The organism is Methylotenera sp. (assembly GCF_030653755.1).
Lineage (GTDB): Bacteria > Pseudomonadota > Gammaproteobacteria > Burkholderiales > Methylophilaceae > Methylotenera.
Genome location: NZ_JAURYU010000002.1, coordinates 1 through 23,669 on the forward strand (window position 1 = coordinate 1; position 23,669 = coordinate 23,669).

The window sequence follows — 23,669 nt, forward strand, 5'->3', positions numbered from 1 at the left end:
TTACTAAACACACCACGTGGGCGACCAGTTAAAGCACAACGATTACGAAGACGCACTGGGCTCGAGTTACGCGGAAGCGCTTGGAATTTCATACGCGCTTCAAAACGGCTTTCAGCAGTAGCATTAACATCATTCATTGCAGCTTCAAGTGCCGCACGTTTTGCAGCAAATTTACTTACAGTTGCGCGGCGTTTGATTTCGCGCTCTGTCATACAGGTTTTAGCCATATCTTAACCTCTGAAAGGGAAACTGAATGCAGCAAGTAATGCTTTTGCTTCTTCATCAGTTTTCGCAGTAGTAGTAATAGTGATATTCATCCCACGAATTGCATCGATTTTATCGTATTCAATTTCAGGGAAAATTATCTGCTCTTTAACACCCATGTTATAGTTTCCACGGCCATCAAAAGATTTAGAAGAAATACCACGGAAGTCACGGATGCGAGGAATAGCCACTGTTACTAAGCGATCCAAAAACTCGTACATACGTTCACGACGCAAAGTAACTTTACATCCAACAGGATAGTCATCACGGATCTTAAATGAAGCCACTGATTTCTTAGCTTTAGTTACGATTGCTTTTTGACCAGCAATTTTCTCCATATCACCAACAGCATGCTCCATCACTTTTTTGTCAGCAACAGCTTCACCAACACCCATATTAAGTGTGATTTTTTCAATGCGAGGCACTTGCATCACAGAGGTGTAACCAAACTGCTCAGTCAACGACTTAACAACTGAGTCTTTGTAATATTGTTTTAAACGCGCCATTATTATTCCTATGCGTCAACTGCTTCGCCATTAGATTTGAATACGCGAATTTTGCGACCATCATCCAATGTCTTGAAGCTTACGCGATCACCTTTTTGTGTCGCACTGTTATATAAAGCAACGTTTGAGATGTCAACTGGCATCTCTTTAGCAATAATGCCACCAGCGATACCCTTCATCGGGTTAGGTTTTGCATGTTTCTTAACTAAGTTAAGACCCTCTACAACAACATGACCTGAATCAAGAATACTTAACACTGTACCTTGCTTACCTTTATCTTTACCTGTATTTAGGATGACCTGATCACCCTTGCGAATTTTATTCATGCGAGCTCCTACAAAACTTCTGGCGCTAATGAAACGATTTTCATGAATTTTTCTGAACGTAATTCACGAGTCACTGGCCCAAAAATACGCGTGCCAATCGGTTCGAGCTTGTTATTTAACAACACAGCTGCATTACCGTCGAACTTAACCAAAGAGCCGTCTGGACGACGAACACCTTTAGCAGTACGCACAACAACCGCACTGTACACTTCGCCTTTTTTTACGCGACCACGAGGCGCAGCATCCTTGATGCTTACCTTGATGATATCACCTATACCAGCGTAACGACGTTTAGAGCCACCTAACACCTTAATGCATTGCACAGAGCGAGCACCAGTGTTATCGGCAACTTCTAGCCGAGATTGCATTTGAATCATGAGAATAATCTCCAACTTAATCCGTTAAAACCAACACCGGCCATTTATAGTTAAAAACTATTTAGGCCGACAGACCACGGTCAGTATTGGGGCGAGAGCTTTATGACTTATGAAAGTCGCTCGCCGAAAAACAAAACATTATATACAGCTTAAAACATTTGCGCAATTACTTTTAACAGTAATTGCGCAATAATCGACTTAGGCCTGTTTAACAACCCAAGTTTTAGTTTTTGATAATGGACGACTTTCTACGATAGTCACCAAATCACCTTCTTTACAGCTGTTTGTTTCATCATGTGCGTGAAATTTCTTTGACTGGCGAACAACTTTACCAATTAAAGGATGCTTTACTTTACGCTCAACTAAAACAGTAACAGTTTTATCCATCTTGTCGCTAACTACACGGCCAGAAAGACTACGAACCACTTTTGTTGTATCGGTCATATTATGCCTGCTTTGCTTTCTCAGCTAACACAGTCTTAACACGCGCTACATCTTTGCGTACTTTACCTAGCTGATCTACTTTATTTAATTGCTGAGTAGCTACTTGCATACGAAGAGAGAATTGCGCACGGCGTAATTCAATCAACTCTGCATTCAGCTCTTCAACGCTTTTTGCTCTTAAATCGGTTGCTTTCATATTAGCTTCCTTGTCCTTAACTACCAAGTTGGCGTGTCATGAATGTCGTCTCGATTGGTAGCTTAGCAGCTGCCAAACGGAACGCTTCACGCGCTAGCTCTTCGCTAACACCGTCCATCTCGTATAACATTTTACCTGGTTGGATTTGAGCTACGTAGTACTCTGTACTACCTTTACCGTTACCCATACGTACTTCTGCAGGTTTTTTAGAAATTGGTTGATCTGGGAAAATACGAATCCATACACGACCACCACGTTTAATGTGACGAGTCATCACGCGACGTGCTGCTTCAATTTGACGAGCTGTCAAACGTCCGCGACCAATCGCTTTTAGACCGAAATCACCAAAACTTACTTTATTACCCGTCGTTGCAATGCCTTTATTACGGCCTTTTTGCATCTTACGGTATTTTTGTCTAGACGGTTGTAGCATCTTTAGCCCTCGCCTTTCTTACTCTTTTTTCAGGTTCAGCAGCTGGTGCTACAGTAGCTTGCGCAGACTGAGCATTACCTGCAAAAATTTCACCCTTGAATACCCAAACTTTGATACCAATGATGCCGTATGTAGTTAAAGCTTCTGCTACACCATAGTCAATATCAGCACGTAAAGTATGAAGTGGCACACGACCTTCACGGTACCATTCGGTACGTGCAATCTCGATACCATTCAAACGACCTGAACTCATGATTGTGAAACCCTCTGCACCTAAGCGCATTGCATATTGCATTACACGTTTCATAGCACGACGGAACATCACACGATTTTCAAGTTGTTGCGCAATTGATTGTGCAATCAAAGTAGCATCAAGCTCTGGCTTACGCACTTCTTCAATGTTTAGATGAACAGGAACACCCATCAAACCTTGCAATGAAGCACGTAATGACTCAATGTCTTCACCTTTTTTACCGATAACAACGCCTGGGCGCGCACTGTAAATAGTGATCTTAGCATTTTTAGCTGGGCGCTCAATCATAATACGACTAACTGCAGCACTTGCTAGTTTCTTATTCAAAAACTCACGCACTTTGATGTCACTTTGCAACATCGCAGGGAAGTTCTTACTATTGGCATACCAACGTGAGGCCCAGTTCTTTTGAACACTCAGACGGAAACCAATTGGATTAATTTTCTGACCCATGATTATCCCTTAGTTACCGACAGTCACATGAATGTGACAGGTTGGTTTATTAATACGACCAGCGCTGCCTTTTGCACGTGGACGAATACGTTTAAGCACAATGCCTTTATCAACACAAATTGAAGTTACTTTCAATTCGTCAATATCAGCCCCATTGTTATGTTCAGCGTTAGCGATTGCAGACTCAACAACTTTTTTGATGATCTCAGCACCTTTTTTAGGTGTGAAGTTCAAAATGTTAAGTGCGTGATCTACTTTCTTGCCACGAACAAGGTCTGCCACCAATCTAGCTTTTTGCGGAGAGAGATGCACACCTTTTAATATTGCAGATACTTGCATAATTCAGCTCCTACTTCTTAGCTTTCTTGTCGGCTGCATGCCCTTTGAATGTACGTGTTAACGCAAACTCACCAAGCTTGTGACCTACCATGTTTTCAGAAATCAACACTGGAATGTGTTGCTTACCATTATGAATTGCAATAGTTAGACCGATAAAATCTGGGAAAATTGTAGAACGACGTGACCAAGTTTTAAATGGATTACGATCGCGAGTTGCCGCACCAACTTCTACTTTTTTCGCCAAATGACCATCAATAAATGGACCTTTTTTAAGTGAACGTGCCATATGATTACCTTACATTCCTTGGACGACGACTAACGCGCATATTATCCGTACGCTTGCTACTACGTGTACGGTAACCCTTAGTTTTAACACCCCATGGGCTTACTGGATTCATACCAGCAGCTGTTTTACCTTCACCACCACCGTGAGGGTGATCAACTGGGTTCATCACCACACCGCGAACGGTTGGACGAACACCACGCCAACGCATTGCACCAGCTTTACCAATTGAACGTAGTGAATGCTCTTCATTACCCACTTCACCTAAAGTTGCTTTGCAATCCACGTGTACGCGGCGAACTTCACCAGAACGTAAACGTAATTGAGCGTAACTGCCCTCACGTGCCAACAACTGTACTGAAGTACCAGCCGAACGCGCTAATTGAGCACCTTTACCAGGTTGCAACTCGATACAATGGATCGTGCTACCAACCGGAATGTTACGCAATGGCATTGCATTACCTACTTTAATAGGTGCATCTGAACCACTGATTAATTGCGCACCTGCAGCAATACCGCGAGGTGCAATAATATAACGACGCTCACCATCAGCATAACAAAGCAAAGCAATGTGTGCTGTACGATTTGGATCATATTCAATATGCTCCACTTTCGCTGGAATGCCATCTTTATTACGACGGAAGTCGATTAAACGATAATGCTGTTTATGACCACCACCTTGATGACGCGTTGTAATATGACCGTTGTTATTACGGCCTGCGTTTTTGCTTTGACTTTCCAACAGCGGTGCGTGAGGTTTACCCTTGTACAAATCAGGTGTAACCACCTTTAGTACACCACGACGGCCGGGGGAAGTTGGTTTGACTTTAACTAATGCCATATCTTCTCTCCTTATTCGCCCGCTGCGAAGTTAATTTCTTGGCCTGGCTTCAAGCTAACATAAGCTTTTTTCCAGTCTTTACGCTTGCCCATATTTTTGCCAGCGCGCTTTACTTTGCCGCCAACATTAATAACAGCAACACTCGCAACTTCAACTTTAAAAACAAGCTCAACAGCAGCTTTGATTTCTGGTTTAGTTGCATCAGTACGCACTTTAAATGCGATTTGCTGATGCTTGTCAGCAATGTAAGTTGCCTTTTCGGTAATTTGCGGAGCTAAAATAACCTGCAATAAACGGTCTTGAGTTTTAGTAATAGCGCTCATCATGCTAGCATCTCCTCAAGTTTCTTCACTGCACCTTCTGTAGCAACTACATTAGGAAAGCGAACCAAACTAACTGGGTCAGCGAATTGCGCTTCAACCACCATTACGTTAGTTAAGTTACGTGAAGATAAATATAAGTTCTCATTAAAGCTATCAGTCAGCACTAAAACACCACCTGCATAACCCATACCCTTGATTTTTTCTGCCAATGCCTTGGTTTTAGGCGTATCAACAGAAAACTCTTCAACTACGCTTAAACGCTCTTGACGAACTAGTTCAGACAAGATTGTTTGCATACCAGCACGGTAAGCCTTACGGTTTACTTTATGGCTGAAGTTTTCATTAGGTGAATTAGGGAATGCACGACCACCTCCGCGCCAAATAGGACTTGAGCTCATACCTGCACGAGCGTTACCAGTACCTTTTTGTGCATAAGGCTTATGTGTCGTATGCGCAACTGTGTCACGGCCCTTTTGAGCACGTGTTGCAGTACGAGCATTAGCCATGTAACCAACCACAACTTGATGAACCAAAGCTTCGTTAAATTCGCGACCAAACGTATCCTCAGATACAGTCACGCCTTTTTTAGCTGGCTTACCATTTTTATCTATTAGCTTAAGTTCCATTATTTAGAACCTCCCTGTGCTTTAGTAGCCTTCTCTTTAATGGCTGGACGCACAACAACATCACCACCCTTAGAGCCAGGGATTGCACCTTTAATCAATAGCAAGTTACGTTCTACATCAACGCGAACAATCTCTAGATTCTGCGTAGTCACCTTAACAGCACCCAAATGACCAGGCATACGCTTACCTGGGAAAACACGACCAGGATCTTGCGCCATACCGATAGAGCCAGGTACGTTATGTGAACGTGAGTTACCATGAGAAGCACGGTTAGAACTAAAGTGGTGGCGCTTAATCGCACCAGCAAAGCCCTTACCTAAAGATGTGCCAGTAACGTCAACTTTTTGACCCGCTTGGAAAATATCAACAGTGATATTTGCACCAGGCGTGTAATTAGCTAGAACGTCGTCACCGACTGAGAATTCATGAATACCAGCACCTGCAGCAGAACCTGACTTAGCATAATGCCCAGTCAATGCTTTGTTGATACGGCTGGCACGACGTGCACCGTAAGCAACTTGAAGGCCAGTATAGCCATCGCTTGCGGTCGTCTTGATCTGTGTCACGCGGTTAGGTACAACTTCCAACACGGTTACCGGAACGCTTGCGCCATCCTCAGTAAACACGCGGGTCATACCCACTTTGCGACCAATAAGCCCTAAGCTCATGATCGTTTCCTTATATTTTAGTTAAAAAGTCGATTACAATTGACCGACTTCTGTGAAAGAGGGCGGATTATACCGAACCTCAGTTTTTTTTACAACAAGATTTTACAACTTAATTTCAACATCCACACCAGCAGGCAAATCTAATTTCATTAATGCATCCACTGTTTTATCAGTCGGATCCACAATGTCCATTAAACGTTGATGTGTGCGAATTTCGAATTGGTCACGTGAAGTTTTGTTTACGTGTGGTGAACGTAAAATATCAAAACGCTCGATACGTGTTGGTAATGGCACTGGACCTTTTACAACAGCGCCAGTACGTTTGGCAGTTTCTACGATTTCTTGAGCTGATTGATCAATCAAACGATAATCAAAAGCTTTAAGACGGATACGGATTTTTTGGTTTGTCATTTTACTGCCTTTCAAAAGAGCGAAACGGCAGGGTTCACCCTGCCGTTTGATTTAACTACAAAAATTACTCGATAACTTTAGCAACTACACCAGCACCAACAGTACGACCACCTTCACGGATAGCGAAGCGTAAGCCTTCTTCCATCGCGATTGGGGCAATCAATGTTACTGTGATTGATACGTTGTCGCCTGGCATGACCATTTCTGTTCCTTCTGGCAATTCAACTGCGCCAGTAACGTCTGTCGTACGGAAGTAGAATTGTGGACGGTAGCCTTGGAAGAATGGTGTATGACGACCACCTTCATCTTTACCCAACACGTAGATTTCTGCTGTGAATTTTGTGTGTGGCTTGATAGAACCAGCTTTTGCTAATACTTGACCACGTTCAACTTCTTCACGTTTTGTACCACGTAGCAATACGCCTACGTTGTCGCCTGCTTGACCTTGGTCTAGCAGTTTGCGGAACATATCAACGCCTGTACAGGTTGTTTTTAGTGTGTCTTTGATACCAACGATTTCGATCTCGTCACCCACTTTAACGATTCCGCGTTCAATACGACCAGTTACTACAGTACCACGGCCTGAGATTGAGAATACGTCTTCTACTGGCATTAGGAATGTGCCGTCGATTGCGCGTTCTGGCATTGGGATGTAGCTGTCTAATGCTTCTGCTAGGCGGAAGATTGCTGGTTCGCCGATTTCTGATTGGTCACCTTCCAAGGCTAGTTTAGCTGAGCCGTGGATGATTGGTGTATCGTCGCCTGGGAAGTCGTATTTGCTTAGCAAGTCGCGCACTTCCATTTCAACGAGTTCTAACAATTCAGGATCATCTACCATGTCTGCTTTGTTGAGAAATACGACGATGTATGGTACACCTACTTGACGTGCTAATAGGATGTGCTCACGTGTTTGTGGCATAGGGCCGTCAGCTGCTGAACATACTAGAATCGCGCCGTCCATTTGTGCAGCACCTGTAATCATGTTTTTTACATAGTCAGCATGGCCTGGACAGTCTACGTGTGCGTAGTGACGTGTTGCTGTCTCGTACTCAACGTGTGCTGTGTTAATGGTAATACCACGTGCTTTTTCTTCTGGTGCTGCGTCAATTTGGTCGTACGCTTTTGCTTCGCCGCCGTATTTCTTTGTCAATACAGTGGTGATCGCTGCTGTTAGTGTTGTCTTACCATGGTCAACGTGGCCAATCGTACCTACGTTAACGTGCGGCTTGGTCCGCTCAAATTTACCTTTTGCCATGATTATTTCCTTTTATCTAAACTTTAAAATTAATTAGTGATGGACTATTTTTTATTAATAATGGCATCAGCCACGTTTCTTGGTGCTTCTGTGTAGTGCTTGAATTCCATGCTGTAACTAGCGCGACCTTGTGAGAGTGAACGCACAACAGTCGAGTAACCAAACATCTCTGCCAATGGCACTTCTGCACGAATCACTTTACCTGATGGACTATCTTCCATGCCTTGAATCATACCGCGACGTGAAGATAAGTCACCCATCACATCACCCATGTAATCTTCAGGCGTTTCAACTTCAACCGCCATCATAGGCTCAAGCAAGATTGGATCAGCTTTACGCATACCATCTTTAAAGCCAATTGATGCAGCCATCTTAAATGCATTCTCATTCGAGTCAACATCATGGTATGAACCATCAAACAAGGTTACTTTTACATCTACCACAGGGAAGCCTGCCAAGATACCAGATGGGATCGTCTCACGAAGACCTTTTTCAACCGCAGGAATAAACTCGCGCGGCACTGTACCACCTTTAATCTGATCGATAAATTCAAAGCCTTTACCAGGTTCGTTTGGTTCCATTTTCAACCATACGTGACCGTACTGACCTTTACCACCAGATTGCTTAACAAACTTACCTTCAACTTCAACAGATTTCTTAATCGCCTCACGGTAAGCAACTTGAGGTGCACCAACGTTAGCTTCAACGTTGAACTCACGACGCATACGGTCAACCAAAATCTCTAAGTGCAACTCACCCATACCAGAGATGATTGTTTGGTTTGTTTCTTCATCAGTTTTAACACGGAAAGAAGGATCTTCTTGTGCCAAACGATTTAAAGCAACACCCATTTTTTCTTGGTCAGCCTTAGTTTTAGGCTCTACAGCAACGTGAATAACTGGTTCTGGGAATATCATACGCTCTAGGATGATTTCAGAACCTAATGCACACAAAGTATCACCAGTCGTTGCTTCTTTCAAACCAACCGCAGCAGCAATGTCGCCCGCGCGAACCTCTTCAATAGGCACACGATTATTAGCATGCATTTGCACAATACGGCCAATACGTTCTTTTTTACCCTTGATTGGGTTGTAAACAGTATCACCAGCATTCACCACGCCAGAATATACGCGGAAGAAAATTAACTGACCAACAAACGGGTCTGTCATAATTTTGAACGCTAATGCAGAGAACTTCTCTTCATCAGAAGCTTGAAGTAGGATTTCGTTACCATCTTCATCTTCAGCACGCGTTGGTGGGATATCTGTTGGCGCAGGCATCAACTCGATTACCTTGTCCAACATTGCTTGTACACCCTTGTTTTTGAATGCTGAACCGCACATCATTGGCACGATTTCAGATGCAATCGTACGTGTACGCAGACCTAAAAGAATATCAGCTTCTGACAAATCACCTTCTTCAAGATATTTGTTCATCAACTCTTCACTGGCTTCAGCAGCAGCTTCAACCATATTTTCACGCCACTTATCGCAATCAGCTTTAAGCTCTGCAGGAATATCGCGATAATCAAACTTCATCCCTTGAGATGCTTCATCCCAGAAGATAGCTTTCATTTTGATTAAGTCAACAACACCTTCGAACTTCTCTTCAGCACCGATTGGCACTTGCAAAGGAATTGGGTTAGCTTTCAAACGTGAACGCATTTGATCGTACACTTTGAAAAAATTAGCGCCTGCTCGGTCCATTTTGTTAACGAACGCTAAGCGTGGCACCTTATACTTGTTAGCTTGACGCCATACAGTTTCTGATTGTGGTTGCACACCACCTACCGCACAGTAAACCATACATGCACCGTCAAGCACACGCATTGAACGCTCTACTTCAATCGTAAAGTCAACGTGACCTGGGGTATCAATAATATTGATGCGATGTTGATCAAATTGACCAGCCATACCTTTCCAGAAGCAGGTAGTAGCAGCAGAAGTAATGGTAATACCACGCTCTTGCTCTTGCTCCATCCAGTCCATGGTTGCAGCGCCATCATGCACTTCACCAATCTTATGATTAACGCCTGTATAAAATAAAATACGCTCTGTCGTAGTTGTTTTTCCTGCATCGATGTGAGCAGAAATACCAATGTTACGATAGCGATTAATAGGGGTTTGACGAGCCACGTTTATTACCTTTACTTAGTTTTTCTTAAAGAGCGATTCTGTTAGTTAAATAACTAATTAGAAGCGGAAATGTGAGAACGCTTTGTTAGCTTCAGCCATACGGTGAACTTCTTCACGTTTCTTCATCGCTGAACCACGACCTTCCGAAGCTTCAACCAACTCAGCTGCCAAACGCAAGCCCATTGATTTCTCACCACGCTTACGTGCTGCATCACGCAACCAACGCATCGCTAAAGCACTACGGCGGCTAGGACGAACTTCTACTGGCACTTGGTAGTTTGCACCACCAACACGGCGGCTCTTAACCTCAACCAATGGGCGCAGGTTAGATAACGCAAGTGTAAACACTTCTAAAGCATCTTTGCTTGTTTTGCTGGTCACTTGATCAAATGCACCATACAAAATACGCTCAGCAACAGATTTTTTACCACCTGTCATTAGTACATTTACAAATTTTGACACCTCTTGGCTACCAAACTTTGGGTCTGGCAGAATGTGGCGCTTGGGTACTTCTCTACGTCTTGGCATAATCTTCTCTATTCTCTTTTATGTTTTGCTAGCAACTGCTCAGCAAGGCTTTTGGTTAGCCGCTACATTAACAAAACCGTTAACCGGTTATTTATATTACTTAGCTTTAGCTTCTTTAGGACGCTTAGCACCGTATTTAGAACGTGATTGCTTACGATCTTTAACACCTGCAGTATCTAAACTACCGCGAACCATATGGTAACGCACACCTGGTAAGTCTTTTACACGACCACCACGTAGCAACACTACGCTATGCTCTTGCAAGTTATGGCCTTCACCACCGATGTAGCTAATTACTTCATAGCCATTGGTCAAGCGCACTTTAGCCACTTTACGCAAAGCTGAGTTTGGCTTTTTAGGTGTTGTAGTGTAAACGCGAGTGCAAACACCACGTTTCTGCGGACAAGCTTCAAGAGAAGGCACTTTGCTCTTCGTGACCACTTTAACGCGTGGTTTACGTACTAACTGATTGATGGTTGGCATTGCCTGTAACCTCTAATGATGTTCTCTAAAATTAATTTCAAAATCTAAAAATAGATTAGGATGGCGTTAAAGACAATAACACCATCCTGAAAAACTCAGCATTCTATTTAGCCTGACTTTTATTGTCAAGACTTAATTATCTGATTTTATTCTGCATCTATCCCACTACTTACTTCTACTGTTGTATTTACTACCACTTCTTCTGCTTCTGCAACCGCTTCAACTACTGGAGCTTCATTTCTTGGAACTCCGCCAGCAACCGCAGCACGCTTGCGCGCTTCATGATATGCAAGACCTGTACCTGCTGGAATCAAGCGACCAACAATGACGTTTTCTTTCAGACCACGTAACTCATCACGCTTACCTAAGATTGCTGCCTCTGTTAGTACGCGCGTTGTTTCTTGGAACGACGCTGCTGAGATGAATGAGTCTGTTGATAATGAAGCTTTAGTAATACCAAGCAACACATACTCAAACTGTGCAGGACGTTTATCTTGCACAATCACTACTTCGTTTTCAGCTAACAGATCAGCACGCTCAACTTGCTCACCTAAGATAAAGCTCGTATCACCAGCATCTGTTACACGTACACGACGCAACATTTGACGTACGATCACTTCAATATGTTTGTCATTAATCTTAACGCCTTGCAAACGATACACGTCTTGCACTTCATCAATGATATAACGTGCTAAAGATTCGCGACCTTGTAAACGTAAAATGTCTTGTGGATCAGCTGGGCCGTCAACAATTGTTTCACCTTTAGTCACCACTTGACCATCATGTGCGGTTACATGCTTGTCTTTTGGAATCAAGTATTCATTTGAAATACCATCCAAATCAGTAATCACTAAACGTTGTTTACCTTTAGTATCTTTACCGAACGAAACTGTACCAGTCACTTCAGCCAACATACCTGCATCTTTTGGTGAACGCGCTTCGAACAATTCAGCAACACGTGGCAGACCACCAGTAATATCACGAGTTTTAGATGACTCTTGTGGGATACGAGCCAACACTTCACCCACGCCCACTTCTTGACCATCCTTAACAGTAATAATGCAACCTAACTGGAATGTCACGTTAACTGATTGCTCACCACCAGCAATTTTAACCTCTACACCGTTTGCATCTAGCAATTTAACTTGTGGACGCAAGCCTTTAGTTTGGCCAGCACGTTGTTTTGGATCAATCACCACCAATGATGACAAACCAGTCACATCATCAATTTGTTTAGCTACAGTGATACCTTCTTCAACGTTTTCAAACTTAACAAAACCTGCATACTCAGTAATAATTGGACGTGTATGCGGATCCCAAGTTGCAATAGCCTGACCAGCTTTTATAGTTTTGCCATCAGTAATTTGCAATGTAGCACCGTACGGCACTTTATGGCGCTCACGCTCACGACCGTTCTCATCTGCAATAATCACTTCACCATTACGTGAAATAACCACTTGCTCATTACGTACGTTAGTCACGTAACGCATAGTTGATGTGAAGTTTAGTACGCCGTTTGATTTACTTTCAACTTGTGACACTGAAGCTGCACGCGATACCGCACCACCGATGTGGAATGTACGCATCGTCAACTGCGTACCAGGTTCACCAATTGATTGCGCAGCGATAACACCCACTGCCTCACCCATGCTGATTAGCTTACCGCGACCTAAGTCACGACCATAACATTTAGCACAGATACCATAGCGCGTGTCGCAAGTCAGTGCCGTACGCACTTTAACTTCATCGATACCTAAAGCGTCGATACGTTCCACTTCATCTTCAGTCAACAATGTGCCCGCTGGGTAAATGACTTCTTGTGTTTCTGGATTGATCACATCTAAAGCTGCTGTACGACCTAAGATACGGTCGTGCAATGGCTCAATCACTTCACCGCCTTTAACCAAGGCTTTAGTCACCAATCCATCACTTGTACCGCAATCATGCTCCGTCACTACCAAATCTTGCGTCACATCGACCAAACGACGAGTCAGGTAACCTGAGTTCGCTGTTTTCAATGCCGTATCAGCTAGACCCTTACGCGCACCGTGGGTTGAAATAAAGTATTGCAACACGTTCAAGCCATCACGGAAGTTCGCTTTAATCGGCGTTTCAATAATAGAGCCATCTGGTTTAGCCATCAGGCCACGCATACCAGCCAACTGACGTACCTGCGCTGCTGAACCACGCGCGCCTGAGTCAGCCATCATGTAAATCGCATTGAAAGATTCTTGACGGATTACTTTACCGTTAGCATCTTTCATTTGATTACCATCAGCATCTAACACATCTTCTTCTTTTAGTTGCTTCATCATGGCATCAGCGACTTTATCACCTGCACGACCCCAGATATCAACAACCTTGTTATAGCGCTCACCTTGAGTCACTAAACCAGAGACGTATTGATCTTCAATTTCTTTCACTTCAGCATCAGCAGCCGCAATTAATTGCTCTTTCTCAACTGGTACTAACATATCGTTAATGCTGATAGAGATACCAGCTTTAGTTGCATATGAGTAACCTGTATTTTTCAACTGGTCAGCAAAAATAACCGTTTCACGGATACCAACTTTACGGAAGCTCGCATTGATTAGTTTTGAAAGCTCTTTCTTTTTCAATGCTTTATCAATGTGGCTAAACGGCAAGCCTGCTGGCAATATGTCTGACAGTAATGCACGACCTACAGTTGTTTCATAGCGTGTTGTCTTCTCAGTTTTCACACCATCCAAATCGACGTCGTATTCTTTGATACGTACAGTCACTTTAGCGTGTAGATCAATTAAACCTTGATCAAATACACGTTGCACTTCTTTCACGTCTGAGAAACGCATACCAGTACCACGCGCACTGACTTTCTCACGCGTCATGTAGTACAGACCCAACACGATATCTTGTGAAGGCACAATGATTGGCTCACCATTAGCTGGAGACAATACGTTGTTTGATGCCAACATCAAAGTACGTGCTTCCATTTGCGCTTCTAAGCTCAATGGAACGTGAACCGCCATTTGGTCACCGTCAAAGTCGGCGTTGAATGCAGCACAAACTAACGGATGTAATTGAATCGCCTTACCTTCAATCAAGATAGGCTCAAACGCTTGGATACCCAAACGGTGCAATGTAGGTGCTCGGTTCAATAGTACTGGATGCTCGCGGATTACATCCTCAAGGATATCCCATACTTCTGGACCTTCTTCTTCAACTTTTTTCTTCGCCGCTTTAATCGTAGTTGCTAGACCTAACACTTCCAATTTATGGAAAATGAATGGTTTGAATAATTCCAAGGCCATTTTCTTAGGCAAACCGCATTGATGCAGTTTTAATTGTGGACCAACCACGATTACTGAACGACCAGAGTAGTCCACACGCTTACCAAGCAAGTTTTGGCGGAAGCGACCACCCTTACCCTTGATCATGTCAGCCAATGACTTCAATGGACGCTTATTAGCGCCTGTCATCACCTTACCGCGACGACCATTGTCTAATAATGAGTCAACAGCTTCTTGCAACATACGTTTTTCGTTACGTACGATGATTTCTGGTGCTTTCAACTCTAACAAACGCTTCAAGCGGTTGTTACGGTTAATCACGCGACGATATAGATCGTTCAGATCAGATGTTGCAAAACGGCCACCATCCAATGGTACCAATGGACGTAGTTCTGGTGGTAACACTGCAAGATTTCAAGAATCATCCACTCTGGTTTAATGCCAGATTTTTGGAATGCTTCTAACACTTTAAGGCGTTTAGCGATTTTCTTGATTTTAGCTTCTGAACCAGTTGCGCCTAAATCTTGACGTAATGTTGTGATTTCACGCTCAATGTCCATTGTACGTAGCAATTCACGAACCGCTTCAGCACCCATGACAGCATTGAACTCATCACCGTACTCTTCTACTTTTGCCAAGTAGTCATCTTCAGTCAATAACTGACCGCGGGTAAGCGGTGTCATGCCTGGGTCAACCACGATAAATGCTTCAAAGTACAATACGCGTTCGATATCACGCAAAGCGATATCCAACACCATACCTAAACGGCTTGGTAATGATTTCAAGAACCAGATATGCGCTACTGGTGATGCTAGGTCGATATGACCCATACGCTCACGACGCACTTTTGATAATGTCACTTCAACGCCACATTTTTCGCAGATTACGCCGCGATGTTTTAAGCGTTTGTATTTACCGCATAAGCACTCGTAATCTTTGATAGGGCCGAAGATTTTTGCGCAGAATAAGCCATCACGTTCAGGCTTGAATGTACGGTAGTTAATGGTCTCTGGCTTTTTCACTTCGCCATATGACCATGAACGGATTTTTTCAGGTGAAGCTAACGCAATCTTAATTGCATCAAACTCTTCTTCTTGCGTTACCTGTTTAAATAAGTCTAATAGAGCTTTCATGTGAATTCTCTCCTGAATTAGTTGCGATCTAGGTCGATGTCGATAGCGAGTGAACGAATTTCTTTCACTAACACGTTAAATGACTCAGGCATGCCTGCATCAATTTTGTGTTCGCCTTTAACGATGTTTTCATACACTTTGGTACGGCCAGTTACGTCATCATACTTCACTGTCAGCATCTCTTGCAAGGTATATGAAGCACCATAAGCCTCTAACGCCCAAACCTCCATCTCACCGAAACGCTGGCCACCGAATTGCGCTTTACCGCCTAGTGGTTGTTGCGTTACTAATGAGTATGGACCTGTAGAACGAGCATGCATCTTGTCATCCACCAAGTGATGTAGTTTCAACACGTGCATATAACCTACAGTCACAGGACGCTCAAATTTGTCGCCAGTACGGCCGTCAAACAAGGTCACCTGTGTTTTACCTGCATGGAACTGCAATTGTTTAGTACGTGCATCATCATCTGGGAACGCCAAATCAAGCATCGCTCTAATATCAGATTCAGCTGCGCCATCGAACACTGGTGTTGCAAATGGCACACCTTGTTTAAGGTTTTGCGCTAAATCTAAAATCTCAACATCAGTGAAAGATTTAATATCTTCATGCTTACCTGTGCTGTCATTGTAGATTTTTTCCAAGAACTTACGGATATCAGCTACTTTAGTTTCTTCACGCAACATTTCTTCGATGCGCAAACCTAAACCTTTAGCAGCCCAACCTAAGTGAACTTCTAAAATCTGACCAATGTTCATACGTGAAGGAACGCCTAACGGGTTCAATACGATATCCAATGGTGTGCCGTCTGCCATGTGCGGCATATCTTCTACAGGACAGATTTTTGAAATAACACCCTTGTTACCGTGACGACCAGCCATCTTATCGCCTGGTTGGATACGACGTTTAACAGCCAAGTAAACCTTAACCATTTTTTGTACGCCTGGTGGCAATTCGTCACCTTGAGTCAATTTACGTTTTTTCTCTTCAAAGCGGTTATCAAACTCGATACGCGCTTGTGACAGACCATCTTTCAATTGCTCTAATTGACGCGCTGCTTCTTCGTCTGATAAACGAATATCAAACCAATCGTAACGACCAACAGACTCTAAGTACTCAGCACTTAATGCTTCGCCTTTTTTCAGTTTGTTAGGGCCACCAGTAGCCACTTTACCTTCAATCAAGCGACGGATACGGCCGAATGCATCGTCTTCCACGATACGCATTTGGTCAGCCAAGTCTTGCTTGTAGTGTGCCAATTGGTCATCAATAATTTGTTGTGCACGTGCATCACGGTCAATACCTTCGCGTGTGAACACCTGTACGTCAATCACGGTACCGCTCATACCAGAAGGCACGCGCAATGAAGTGTCTTTAACATCAGATGCTTTTTCACCGAAAATTGCACGTAACAATTTCTCTTCTGGTGTTAGTTGCGTCTCACCTTTAGGTGTTACTTTACCAACCAATACGTCACCGGCTTCAACTTCAGCACCAATGTGAATGATACCCACTTCATCCAGACGCGCTAACATGCGCTCACTCAAGTTTGAAATATCTTGTGTGATTTCTTCTGCACCAAGTTTTGTATCACGCGCAACCACTGACAACTCTTCAATATGAATCGATGTGTAACGATCATCAGCCACTACGCGTTCAGAGATTAATATTGAATCCTCGTAGTTATAACCGTTCCATGGCATAAAGCCTACCAACATGTTTTGGCCAAGCGCTAACTCACCCATATCTGTTGACGCACCATCCGCAATCACATCGCCGCGTGATAATTTATCACCGACTTTTACTAATGGACGTTGGTTAATGTTCGTATTTTGGTTAGAACGCGTATATTTAGTTAAGTTGTAAATATCTACACCAACTTCACCAGCTTGCGCTTCTTCATCGTTTACACGAATAACAATACGTGCAGAATCCACATAATCAACCAAACCACCACGACGTGCAATTACGACAGTACCAGAGTCAACTGCTACTGTACGCTCAATACCTGTACCTACCACGGCCTTTTCAGCACGTAGACATGGCACTGCTTGACGTTGCATGTTTGCACCCATCAATGCGCGGTTCGCGTCATCGTGTTCCAAGAATGGAATCAGTGATGCAGCCACAGAAACAATTTGACCTGGTGCAACGTCCATATATTGAACGCGCTCTGGTTGTGTCATCGTAAACTCGTTGTGATGACGTGATGAAATCAAATCATCCACAAATAAGTTCTTAGCATCTAAATCAGTATTCGCTTGCGCGATCATGTACTGACTTTCTTCAATCGCAGATAAATAATCAATCGTATCTGATACTTTATTACCTTCAACACGACGATACGGTGTTTCTAAGAAACCATATTCATTGGTACGTGCATATAAAGCTAAAGAGTTGATCAAACCAATGTTTGGACCCTCTGGCGTCTCAATCGGACAAACACGACCGTAGTGAGTAGAATGTACGTCACGCACCTCAAAACCAGCACGCTCACGCGTCAGACCACCAGGGCCAAGTGCTGAAATACGACGTTTATGCGTAATTTCAGACAATGGGTTAGTTTGGTCCATAAATTGTGACAATTGGCTTGAGCCAAAGAACTCACGAATCGCACTTGAAACTGGTTTAGCATTAATCAAATCATGCGGCATCAAGTTATCAGACTCAGCTTGTGATAAACGATCTTTAACAGCACGCTCGACACGAACCAAACCAGTACGGAATTGGTTCTCTGCCAACTCACCCACTGAACGAATACGACGGTTGCCTAAGTGATCAATATCATCGATCTCACCGCGACCATTGCGCAACTCAAGCAACACACCAATTACCGCTAAGATGTCGTTATTGGACAGTATATTTGCACCTTCGTCGCCTTGAGCACCCACTGATTCGTAAAACTTACGAATCCAGTTAGATTGACGCTCTTCAGCTTTTTCAGGGAAAGCACGACGATTAAACTTCATACGGCCTACGCGTGATAGGTCATAACGATCTTCATTGAAGAACAGGCCTTGGAACAACGCCTCAACTGACTCTTCAGTTGGTGGTTCACCTGGACGCATCATGCGGTAAATAGCAACACGCGCGCTGTATTGGTCAGGGATTTCATCAATACGCAATGTTTGTGAAATGTAGTCACCGTGATCCAAATCGTTTGAATACAATGTGCTTACAGAACGGATGTTTGCGTCAATCAATTTATCTAATAAAGACTCTGTGATTTCGTCATTTGCGTTTGCAACAACTTCACCTGTATCTTGATCAACGATTGTGTTTGCTAATGCGCGGCCAAGAATAAAATCTTGTGGCACTGCAATTTCGCTAACACCAGCTTTTTCCATATCACGGATATGCTTAACGGTAATACGCTTATCTTTAGCAACAATGACTGAACCGTCTTTAGCAGCGATATCAAATTTAGCCACTTCACCACGTAAACGTTCAGGCACAATGGTAAATTCAACACCAGTTTTACCGATGTGGAATGTATCAAAATCATAGAATGTCGAAATGATTTGCTCTGGCGTATAACCAAGGGCTTTCAACAAAATAGTCACTGGCATTTTGCGGCGACGATCGATACGGAAATAAAGGTAATCTTTTGGATCGAACTCAAAATCCAACCATGAACCACGGTAAGGAATAATACGAGCTGAGAATAACAATTTACCTGAGCTATGTGTTTTACCACGATCATGCTCAAAGAACACACCAGGACTACGGTGCAACTGAGATACGATTACGCGCTCAGTACCGTTAATCACAAACGAACCATTTTCAGTCATCAAAGGCAATTCGCCCATGTACACTTCTTGTTCTTTAACTTCTTTAACCGTAGGTTTTGAAGCCTCTTTATCCATAATAGTTAAACGTACGCGAACACGTAAAGGTGCAGCATAGGTTAAACCACGTTGTTGACATTCTTTAACGTCAAATGGCTCAGCACCAAGTTGATAACTCACGTAATCTAAACGCGCGTTACCTGAATGGCTAACGATAGGGAATATAGAACTGAATGTTGATTGCAGACCTGATTCTGTACGTTGATCAGCAGGAACATTAGACTGCAAAAATGCAGCATATGACTCTAATTGCATTGCCAGCAAATAGGGAATTTCTTGAACGCTTTCTCGCTTGGCAAAACTTTTACGAAGGCGTTTCTTTTCGGTGAAGGAATAGCTCATTGCATCTCCTAGATATTTTGAGGGCAGAAATTAAAATACTTTTTTGCACTACATCCATTACGTAAGTATTTTCACCTCTAACCTCAGCTACTGTTGAACTGAAGGCTTATTGCAGCATATTTACTACAAATTACATTTTGTTACATTGCACACCATTACAAATGGCGAAGGCTGACGGTCCCCCGTCAGCCTAATTTATACACTTAAAGATGTATTATTTGATTTCGCCAGTTGCACCAGCTTCGATCAATTTTTTCAACGCTGCATCAGCATCAGCTTTTGAAACGCCTTCTTTAATTGCTTTAGGTGCGCCATCAACCATGTCTTTAGCTTCTTTTAAGCCTAAACCTGTTAATTCACGAACTGCTTTAATTACAGCAACTTTTTGTTCACCAGCGCCTAAAAGCACAACGTTGAACTCTGTTTGCTCAGCAGCTGCAGCTGGAGCTGCACCACCTGCTGCTGACGCTACTGCAACTGCTGCAGCTGATACGCCAAATTTTTCTTCGATTTCTTTAATAAAAGCTGTCAAGTCTAAAACTGACATTGAACCAACTGCTTCTAAAATATCTGCATTTGAAATTGCCATTTGAATATTTCCTAAAATAAAATAATGTTGCTTTAAATAAGTGATTTGATGAATTAAGCAGCTTCTTTAGCGTCACGAATTGCCGCGATCGCACGAGCGAACTTAGTAGGCACTTCGTTAAGCGTACATGCGAATTTAGCAAGTAACTCTTCACGACTTAATGTAGATGCTAACGCCTGAACACCAGCAACATCCATCAATTGATTTGGCACTGCACCTGCTTTAATAACGAACTTGTCGTTAGTTTTAGCAAAATTGTTCAGTACTTTAGCTGCTGCCACTGGGTCAGCAGAAATGCCGAACACCAACGGACCAACCATTTCGTTTGCTAATGCTGCAAATGGTGTACCTTCAACCGCACGACGTACCAACGTGTTTTTCAACACGCGTAAGTACACGCCTGATTTTCTGGCATCTGCACGCAACACCGTCATATTGGCTACGCCCATACCACGATACTCAGCAAGAACAATCGCTTGTGCCTGTGCAACTTGCGCACTTACTTCAGCAACTACCGCTTTTTTCTCTGTAAGATTTAGACTCAAGGTCTTTCTCCTTCCGTTAAAATCTCCGCTTTATTTCTAAAGCAGAATCAGCTCTTATAACTAATATTATAAAAACCACTTTTACGGCGACCTTTTATCAGGAATTACCCTGTTTTAGGGATGCGCCATCTGCGTAGGCATGATATTTATGACAACCATTAAAACCGATAAAGTTTTAATATCTCCATAAAAATCACATTAAATCTAAACGACACCTACGGTCTTTGATAACCTCATATCTGTATACGTTAGTTAACTGATAATGAGCCCAAAGCACTATATGAGCGGGGTAAAACTTACCCCACTCAATATTCTAATTAAGCAACCAAACTTGCTTGATCAACACGTACACCTGCACCCATCGTACTAGATACAGATAATTTTTTCAGGTAAACACCTTTGCTTGCTGCTGGTTTTGCTTTATTCAAAGCATCTACCAACGCTGCCAAGTTACCTTGCAATTGCTCAACTGTGAAAGATGCGCGACCGATTGTACAATGAACAATACCGCCTTTATCTGTACGGTACTGCACTTGACCAGCTTTAGCATTTTTAACTGCAGTAGCTGCATCAGGAGTCACAGTACCTACTTTTGGGTTTGGCATTAGACCACGTGGACCCAACACTTGACCTAAAGCACCGACGATGCGCATTGCATCAGGTGTAGCGATCACAACGTCAAAATCCATCACGCCAGCTTTAACTTGTTCAGCCAAATCTTCAAAACCAACGATGTCTGCGCCAGCAGCTTTAGCCGCTTCAGCTTGAGCACCTTGTGCGAACACAGCAACGCGTGTAGTTTTGCCTGTACCGTTAGGTAACACGATAGCACCACGTACTAATTGGTCAGATTTACGTGCATCAATACCCAAATTGATTACAGCATCAACAGATTCGTTAAATTTTGCAGTTGCATTTTCTTTAACCAAAGTTAAACCTTCAGTTACAGGGTACAACTTGTTACGGTCTACTTTTGCGCGTAACGCATTAATTCTTTTAGCCATGTTATACACCCTCCACTTCAATACCCATACTGCGAGCGCTACCTGCGATAGTGCGGACTGCAGCATCCATATCAGCAGCAGACAAATCAGCTTGTTTAGTTTTTACAATATCTTCAGCTTGCGCACGAGTGATTTTGCCAACTTTATCAGTATGTGGACGTGGTGAACCTTTAGTAATACCCGCGGCTTTTTTGATCAAAATAGTTGCTGGAGGAGATTTCATCACGAATGTGAAGCTCTTATCAGCAAACGCAGTGATTACTACAGGGATTGGCAATCCTGGCTCAACACCTTGTGTTGCAGCGTTAAACGCTTTACAGAATTCCATGATATTCAAACCACGTTGACCCAATGCTGGACCTACTGGTGGACTTGGATTAGCTTTACCTGCAGGAATCTGCAGCTTGATATAGCCAATAACTTTCTTTGCCATGCTATTACTCCTAATTTGGGTACTAACGCTTCAAACTAAATCAAAGCTCCCCGTTAATAAAAACGACTACTTACTACTAAACTTCTTTTTCTACCTGACTAAACTCCAACTCAACTGGTGTAGAGCGTCCAAAAATAACCACTGAAACACGCAATTTGCTTTTCTCGTAATTAATCTCTTCAACATTACCAGAGAAGTCTTTGAATGGGCCGTCTGTAATACGAACAGACTCGCCTTTTTCAAACGTAAGTTTTTGTGTAGGATTACTTTTACTATCATCGATACGCTGTAAGATAATATCGACTTCTTTATCTTTTATTGGTGTTGGCTTTTGTGCACTACCACCAATAAATGCCGTTACACGTGGTGTACTTTTAACCAAGTGCCACGTGTCGTCAGTCATGTTCATTTGAACCAAGACATAGCCTGGGTATAGCTTGCGCTCAGAAATAGTTTTTTGGCCAGCCTTCATTTCAATCACCTCTTCGATAGGGACTAAAATTTGACCAAACTGATCTTGCAGACCCGAACGCACAACGCGTTCTTCAATACCTTTTTGCACTGACTTTTCAAAACCTGAAAAAGCTTGCACCGCGTACCATTTCATACTCATTACGCGCCCCGTCCTAGTAACCACTTAACCATAAAAGCAAATCCGATATCAACCACCGCTAGAAATGCAGCCATTACAACCACCAATGCAAACACAACCAAAGTAGTTTGTATTGTTTCCTTACGTGTTGGCCAAACCACTTTACGCGATTCAGCAACCGCTTCACCAATAAAACTGAAAGATTGCTGCCCGATAGGCGTAGTCCATAGAACGGCGATAGAAGCAGCCAAACCTGCAAGCACAGCCAATATACGCACTACAGTAGGCTTATCTGCCAAAAGGTAAAAACCAGCAATCCCTGCCACTAGCAACAGAACAGCCAATAGCAACTTAATTTTATTGAGCATAATTGTCTTAATTTAAGAACTTACTTAATGGTAACTAAAATAACTTCAGGTCTTACTAACGCGAATAACTAGAAATATTAATATTTCTAGTTATTCATCAGATTAATAAATCCATACTATAAATCTGGCAGGCCAAGAGGGTCTCGAACCCCCAACCCTCGGTTTTGGAGACCGATACTCTACCAATTGAGCTATTGGCCTGTAGCTTGCAAACTGCAATCTAAAAACTACAAGCTACGCTGGGTTGTTAGCGTAGCTTGCTAATTACAAAATTACTCGATAATTTTTGCTACCACACCAGCACCCACAGTACGGCCACCTTCACGGATCGCAAAGCGTAAGCCTTCTTCCATCGCGATTGGTGAGATTAATGTGACGGTGATTGATACGTTATCACCTGGC

26 protein-coding genes, 1 tRNA gene and 2 pseudogenes are annotated in these 23,669 nt (G+C 43.0%); all 29 read right to left on the reverse strand.

All coding sequences use genetic code 11. The features are described from left to right. A partial coding sequence (gene rpsN / locus Q7U33_RS00540; protein ID WP_304857439.1) for a 30S ribosomal protein S14 occupies positions 1 to 227 on the reverse strand: 227 nt, incomplete at its 3' end. Between the two features lie 3 nt (positions 228 to 230). After that, entirely contained in the window at positions 231 to 770 is a 540-nt protein-coding gene (gene rplE / locus Q7U33_RS00545; protein ID WP_304857442.1) for a 50S ribosomal protein L5, read from the reverse strand. 8 nt (positions 771 to 778) lie between these two features. Then, complete coding sequence (gene rplX, locus Q7U33_RS00550; protein WP_304857445.1) at positions 779 to 1,096, reverse strand: 50S ribosomal protein L24; 318 nt, start codon at positions 1,094 to 1,096, stop codon at positions 779 to 781. 8 nt (positions 1,097 to 1,104) lie between these two features. Then, positions 1,105 to 1,473 carry a 50S ribosomal protein L14 gene (gene rplN, locus Q7U33_RS00555; protein ID WP_015831305.1) on the reverse strand — a complete coding sequence of 123 codons (369 nt, stop codon included), beginning with the start codon at positions 1,471 to 1,473 and terminating at the stop codon, positions 1,105 to 1,107. 198 nt (positions 1,474 to 1,671) lie between these two features. After that, positions 1,672 to 1,917 carry a 30S ribosomal protein S17 gene (rpsQ, locus tag Q7U33_RS00560; RefSeq protein ID WP_304857461.1) on the reverse strand — a complete coding sequence of 82 codons (246 nt, stop codon included), beginning with the start codon at positions 1,915 to 1,917 and terminating at the stop codon, positions 1,672 to 1,674. A gap of 1 nt (position 1,918) precedes the next feature. Continuing rightward, the gene (rpmC, locus tag Q7U33_RS00565) at positions 1,919 to 2,113 is read right to left on the reverse strand and encodes a 50S ribosomal protein L29 (RefSeq protein WP_019899748.1); all 195 of its coding nucleotides are present in this window, start codon (positions 2,111 to 2,113) and stop codon (positions 1,919 to 1,921) included. Positions 2,114 to 2,129: 16 nt separating this feature from the next. Then, entirely contained in the window at positions 2,130 to 2,546 is a 417-nt protein-coding gene (rplP, locus tag Q7U33_RS00570) for a 50S ribosomal protein L16 (RefSeq protein WP_019899750.1), read from the reverse strand. Next, entirely contained in the window at positions 2,530 to 3,252 is a 723-nt protein-coding gene (gene rpsC / locus Q7U33_RS00575) for a 30S ribosomal protein S3 (RefSeq protein ID WP_304857470.1), read from the reverse strand. Before rpsC ends, rplP begins: the two co-directional genes overlap by 17 nt. 9 nt (positions 3,253 to 3,261) lie before the next feature. Continuing rightward, on the reverse strand, positions 3,262 to 3,591 hold the full coding sequence (rplV, locus tag Q7U33_RS00580) for a 50S ribosomal protein L22 (RefSeq protein WP_304857473.1): 330 nt from the start codon (positions 3,589 to 3,591) through the stop codon (positions 3,262 to 3,264). Between the two features lie 10 nt (positions 3,592 to 3,601). Next, complete coding sequence (gene rpsS, locus Q7U33_RS00585; protein WP_304857476.1) at positions 3,602 to 3,877, reverse strand: 30S ribosomal protein S19; 276 nt, start codon at positions 3,875 to 3,877, stop codon at positions 3,602 to 3,604. A 4-nt stretch (positions 3,878 to 3,881) separates the two neighbouring features. Beyond that, positions 3,882 to 4,715, reverse strand: coding sequence for a 50S ribosomal protein L2 (gene rplB / locus Q7U33_RS00590; protein ID WP_015831299.1), 834 nt, complete (start codon positions 4,713 to 4,715; stop codon positions 3,882 to 3,884). Positions 4,716 to 4,726: 11 nt separating this feature from the next. Further along, complete coding sequence (gene rplW, locus Q7U33_RS00595) at positions 4,727 to 5,041, reverse strand: 50S ribosomal protein L23 (RefSeq protein WP_304857480.1); 315 nt, start codon at positions 5,039 to 5,041, stop codon at positions 4,727 to 4,729. Then, positions 5,038 to 5,664: a 50S ribosomal protein L4 gene (gene rplD / locus Q7U33_RS00600; RefSeq protein ID WP_304857483.1), complete on the reverse strand. Its 627-nt coding sequence runs from the start codon at positions 5,662 to 5,664 to the stop codon at positions 5,038 to 5,040. Before rplD ends, rplW begins: the two co-directional genes overlap by 4 nt. Beyond that, positions 5,664 to 6,332, reverse strand: a complete 669-nt coding sequence (rplC, locus tag Q7U33_RS00605; protein WP_304857486.1) for a 50S ribosomal protein L3 — start codon at positions 6,330 to 6,332, stop codon at positions 5,664 to 5,666. The genes rplD and rplC overlap by 1 nt, the downstream gene beginning before the upstream one ends. Before the next feature lie 102 nt (positions 6,333 to 6,434). Continuing rightward, the gene (gene rpsJ, locus Q7U33_RS00610) at positions 6,435 to 6,743 is read right to left on the reverse strand and encodes a 30S ribosomal protein S10 (RefSeq protein ID WP_015831295.1); all 309 of its coding nucleotides are present in this window, start codon (positions 6,741 to 6,743) and stop codon (positions 6,435 to 6,437) included. Between the two features lie 64 nt (positions 6,744 to 6,807). Further along, on the reverse strand, positions 6,808 to 7,998 hold the full coding sequence (gene tuf / locus Q7U33_RS00615; protein WP_304857494.1) for an elongation factor Tu: 1,191 nt from the start codon (positions 7,996 to 7,998) through the stop codon (positions 6,808 to 6,810). Positions 7,999 to 8,042: 44 nt separating this feature from the next. Beyond that, positions 8,043 to 10,133 carry an elongation factor G gene (gene fusA, locus Q7U33_RS00620; RefSeq protein ID WP_304857497.1) on the reverse strand — a complete coding sequence of 697 codons (2,091 nt, stop codon included), beginning with the start codon at positions 10,131 to 10,133 and terminating at the stop codon, positions 8,043 to 8,045. A 57-nt stretch (positions 10,134 to 10,190) separates the two neighbouring features. After that, positions 10,191 to 10,661: a 30S ribosomal protein S7 gene (gene rpsG / locus Q7U33_RS00625; RefSeq protein ID WP_019899759.1), complete on the reverse strand. Its 471-nt coding sequence runs from the start codon at positions 10,659 to 10,661 to the stop codon at positions 10,191 to 10,193. A 96-nt stretch (positions 10,662 to 10,757) separates the two neighbouring features. Beyond that, positions 10,758 to 11,144 (reverse strand): 30S ribosomal protein S12, encoded by a 387-nt coding sequence (rpsL, locus tag Q7U33_RS00630; RefSeq protein WP_304857502.1) that lies wholly within the window; start codon positions 11,142 to 11,144, stop codon positions 10,758 to 10,760. 146 nt (positions 11,145 to 11,290) lie between these two features. Continuing rightward, a pseudogene (gene rpoC, locus Q7U33_RS00635) lies at positions 11,291 to 15,546 on the reverse strand (DNA-directed RNA polymerase subunit beta'). A gap of 17 nt (positions 15,547 to 15,563) precedes the next feature. Further along, positions 15,564 to 19,736: a DNA-directed RNA polymerase subunit beta gene (gene rpoB / locus Q7U33_RS00640; protein ID WP_304857505.1), complete on the reverse strand. Its 4,173-nt coding sequence runs from the start codon at positions 19,734 to 19,736 to the stop codon at positions 15,564 to 15,566. 214 nt (positions 19,737 to 19,950) lie between these two features. Beyond that, entirely contained in the window at positions 19,951 to 20,325 is a 375-nt protein-coding gene (gene rplL / locus Q7U33_RS00645; protein WP_304857508.1) for a 50S ribosomal protein L7/L12, read from the reverse strand. Positions 20,326 to 20,378: 53 nt separating this feature from the next. Next, on the reverse strand, positions 20,379 to 20,870 hold the full coding sequence (gene rplJ, locus Q7U33_RS00650) for a 50S ribosomal protein L10 (protein ID WP_304857511.1): 492 nt from the start codon (positions 20,868 to 20,870) through the stop codon (positions 20,379 to 20,381). Between the two features lie 317 nt (positions 20,871 to 21,187). Further along, entirely contained in the window at positions 21,188 to 21,874 is a 687-nt protein-coding gene (gene rplA, locus Q7U33_RS00655; RefSeq protein WP_019899766.1) for a 50S ribosomal protein L1, read from the reverse strand. A 1-nt stretch (position 21,875) separates the two neighbouring features. Further along, a complete protein-coding gene (gene rplK, locus Q7U33_RS00660; RefSeq protein WP_015831286.1) occupies positions 21,876 to 22,307 on the reverse strand; it encodes a 50S ribosomal protein L11 in 432 nt (143 codons plus the stop codon). 76 nt (positions 22,308 to 22,383) lie between these two features. Continuing rightward, complete coding sequence (nusG, locus tag Q7U33_RS00665; RefSeq protein ID WP_019899767.1) at positions 22,384 to 22,920, reverse strand: transcription termination/antitermination protein NusG; 537 nt, start codon at positions 22,918 to 22,920, stop codon at positions 22,384 to 22,386. Further along, positions 22,920 to 23,267 (reverse strand): preprotein translocase subunit SecE, encoded by a 348-nt coding sequence (gene secE / locus Q7U33_RS00670; protein WP_304857520.1) that lies wholly within the window; start codon positions 23,265 to 23,267, stop codon positions 22,920 to 22,922. The genes nusG and secE overlap by 1 nt, the downstream gene beginning before the upstream one ends. 125 nt (positions 23,268 to 23,392) lie before the next feature. Beyond that, a tRNA-Trp gene (locus tag Q7U33_RS00675) sits at positions 23,393 to 23,468 on the reverse strand. A 71-nt stretch (positions 23,469 to 23,539) separates the two neighbouring features. After that, positions 23,540 to 23,669: pseudogene (locus tag Q7U33_RS00680) on the reverse strand (elongation factor Tu); the annotation flags it as partial.